Consider the following 2621-nt stretch of genomic DNA (forward strand, 5'->3'; position numbering starts at 1 on the left):
CTCTTGCACGCGGTCGATTCCCGTGCGAATCTCGCCCACCTGGTGACCCAACGCACTGTCCTGTTGTCCGGGGCTGCTTTGCAACGTGAACAACCGGTTGAGCAGGAAGAGAGAAAGACCCGTCGCCGCCAGGGCGACAATGCCAACTATGACTATTGCTGCTTCCATGGTCTAACCCGGCCCCGTGAGTCTGGCTACGCCGCGCCCCATTTTCGTGCCGTGAAATGCAGATTTCATTATCCCGGTCCCGTGAGTCTGGCAACGCCCCGCATAGTAGGTCCGCCGTTGCTCATGCGCTTGGCCTGCATGGGCTGTCCCTTGCCGCAGTTGGGTATGGGGTTCACCCGCAGGTCGTTGCCCACGGCGTCGATGGACATGAAGTAGTCCCGGCTGTCCGAGGTGATGCCCCCGTCACGGTAGAGCTGCCCCAGCTGGCCGTTCTTGATCTCATAGACCTTGACCGCCGTGATGCGGAAATTCTCTCTGGACTCGGCGATGGAGGGTGTGCGGTGGCCGTCGATGTAATAGCCGTCCTCCACCTCGGAGATTATCTCCAGGGGGTCCTGCTGGCCCGGCCCGAAGATGGTGTTGGTCATGCGTATCAACGGCACCAACTGGGCCTCGGTGGAGCGGGCCGACCCGTTGGGGGAGATGCCCATAATGGCGGCGGTCTGGCGGTTGTTCAGGAACTCCTCCAACACGCCGTCCCTCAGGATGTAGGCCCGGCGGGCGGGGGTGCCTTCGTGGTCGTACTTGAATGAGCCGTAGCCCTCGATGGTGGGGTCGGAATAGGCCGTGACCAGGGGCGAGGCGATCTGGTTGCCCAGTTGGTTCTCGTTCAGGTCCTTCAGGAACCAGGAGCGGCCCGCGTAGCCCGTCTCGTACTTCAGCGCCCGGTCAAGCTCCGAGGGATGGCCCACCACCTCGTGGACCAACAGAGTGTTGAAGTGGGGGTTGGTTACCACTGTGACCTCTTTGTCCGGCGGCTTCAGGGGCGGTGCGTCGGCCACCTCCACGGCGTCGGCGCCCAGCAGCGAGACGAGCGTGGTGCCGATGCCCGACACGAGCGGGTCGCCCGACGCGAGCGCCACGACCCGGCGTCCAGCGTGCTCCTCCAGGAGCGTGGGCAGGCCCTCGCGCAAGGGCGACGGCCAGGGCACGCGGGTCGCGCCGACGTCGGCGGGCACGAGCGCGAGGTGCCGCTCGCCGCCGAGGAGCACGTCGGCGGCCTCGACCGCGGCGCGAGGTGCCCCAGAGGGTTGGGGAGAATCGGGAAGCCGGTGGAAGTCCGGCACAGGGTCCGCTGCGGTGACCACCTAGGGGTGGAAGTCCGAAGACCGGCCTCGCGCCGCACCAGCCATGGCGATCGAGCGGGAGCCCTCATGCCACAGCACTACCCCTTCACCGCCGTCGTCGGCGCCGAGCCCGACCAGCTCGACGACATGGCGCTGGCCCTCGTCCTCACGACGATCTCGCCCGCGATCGGCGGGGTCCTCGTGCGCGGGGAGAAGGGCACGGCCAAGTCGACGCTCGTGCGCGCGCTGGCCGCGGTGCTGCCGCCCATCGACGTCGTGAAGGGCGACCGGTTCTCCAGCGACCCCGCCGACCCCGCGCCGCTCTCGCCCGACGGCCCGTTCGGTCCCGACCCGGAGGCCGAGACGCGGCCGGTGCGGCTCGTCGAGCTGCCCGTCGGAGCCACCGAGGACCGCGTGCTCGGCTCCCTCGACCTCGAGCAGGCGCTCGGCAGCGGCGTCACCCGCTACGAGCCCGGTCTGCTCGCCCGCGCGCACCGCGGCGTGCTGTACGTCGACGAGGTCAACCTGCTGCACGACCACCTCGTCGACCTCCTGCTCGACGCCGCCGCCATGGGCCGCTCGACGGTCGAGCGCGACGGCGTGTCCGTCGAGCACGCCGCCCGGTTCGTGCTGATCGGCACCATGAACCCCGAGGAGGGCGAGCTGCGCCCGCAGCTGCTCGACCGCTTCGGCCTGGCGGTCGAGGTCGCCGCGCCGCGCGACCCGCAGGCCCGCGCCGAGGTCGTGCGCCGCCGGCTCGCGTTCGACGCCGACCCCGCCGGGTTCGCCGCACGCTTCGCCGAGCAGGACGCCGCGCTCACGGCGCGGATCCGCCGGGCGCAGGAGCTGGTGGCCGAGGTCGAGCTCGACGACGCGACGCTCGTGTCGATCGCCGAGCTGTGCGCGGCCTTCGAGGTCGACGGCCTGCGCGCCGACATCGTCACCGCCCGCACCGCCGCCGCCCACGCCGCCTGGCACGGCCGCACCACGATCACGCGCGACGACGTCCGCGCCGCCGCCCGTCTCGCGCTGCCGCACCGGCGTCGGCGCAACCCGTTCGACGAGACGGGCCTCGACGAGTCGCAGCTCGACGACCTCCTCGGACCCGACGAGCCGCCCGCGGGCGGACCCGAGGACGGGCCCGGCGACGGTGGTCCTGACGACGGCGGCCCTGACGGTGGGGGTCCCGAAGGTGGACCCGGAGGCGCGCCCGAGAGCGGGTCGGCCGCCTCGGCACCCGCCACCCCGCCCACGCCGCCCGGGGGCGACGCCCCTGAGGGATCCGGCCAGGCGCAGGAATCGACGGTGGGCGCCGGTGAGCCCGTG

1 protein-coding gene, 1 pseudogene and 1 riboswitch are annotated in these 2621 nt (G+C 71.1%); of the genes and pseudogenes, one reads left to right on the top strand and one right to left on the bottom strand.

The window, feature by feature from the left end:
* Window positions 1-236: 236 nt before the first annotated feature.
* Window positions 237-1220: a metallopeptidase TldD-related protein gene (locus A6Q81_RS14635; RefSeq protein ID WP_286690914.1), complete on the bottom strand. Its 984-nt coding sequence runs from the start codon at window positions 1218-1220 to the stop codon at window positions 237-239.
* 7 nt (window positions 1221-1227) lie between these two features.
* Window positions 1228-1360: riboswitch (cobalamin riboswitch) on the top strand.
* Window positions 1361-1382: 22 nt separating this feature from the next.
* Here A6Q81_RS14635 and A6Q81_RS14640 point away from each other — a divergent pair.
* Window positions 1383-2378, top strand: a pseudogene (locus tag A6Q81_RS14640) (magnesium chelatase ATPase subunit I); the annotation flags it as partial.
* Window positions 2379-2621 lie beyond the last annotated feature (243 nt).

The sequence above is a fragment of the Aeromicrobium sp. REDSEA-S38_B2 genome, from assembly GCF_001628525.1.
GTDB lineage: Bacteria > Actinomycetota > Actinomycetes > Propionibacteriales > Nocardioidaceae > Aeromicrobium > Aeromicrobium erythreum.